Here is a 461-nt window from a genome sequence, read left to right as displayed (position 1 = left end):
AATCCAACGGAGAATCGCTGAAATCCCCCGAAACCCGTTGTAGAAAATCTGTAAGCAGTGGGCACGGTGGCAATAGCGCGTGGTCACATTTCGGTTCGCATTGCTTGTCCGGCCGCGTGCCGCACGGTATCAAAATTGGTCTTATCGTGCTGCGCTTTTAATCGGCTGCATCGCCGTTCGCTGGAGAAGCTGTTTTTTTCGCTCGTTTGTAAGGAGATTGGCATGGGAATCGTCGCTGATGTCGAGAAGGTTGGGGGAGCTGTATTTAAGGTGGGGGAAGATGTATTGGCAGCGCCGTTTAAAGTGGCCGCATTGCCGTTCAAAGCGCTTGGCGCAATTGGCAATCTGCTGGACGGCGGCGCAAATGCGATTTCAGGGGGCTCGTCCGCCCAAGGCGATAGTCCATCGGACAAGGAAGCGACTGGATTGGAAAGTGAGTTCTAATCGAAGCGCTTTCATGT

1 protein-coding gene is annotated in these 461 nt (G+C 53.4%); it reads left to right on the top strand.

Annotation, left to right across the window (positions count from 1 at the left end):
- Positions 1-222 precede the first annotated feature (222 nt).
- Positions 223-444 (top strand): hypothetical protein, encoded by a 222-nt coding sequence (locus AB3X89_RS40225; RefSeq protein WP_368588057.1) that lies wholly within the window; start codon positions 223-225, stop codon positions 442-444.
- The last annotated feature ends 17 nt before the right edge of the window (positions 445-461 follow it).

Source organism: Paraburkholderia sp. BR14320 (assembly GCF_040948665.1).
GTDB classification, from domain to species: Bacteria; Pseudomonadota; Gammaproteobacteria; order Burkholderiales; family Burkholderiaceae; genus Paraburkholderia; species Paraburkholderia youngii.
Note: the sequence above shows the minus strand (reverse complement) of the source record. Positions and strands in the feature narration are given on the sequence as shown.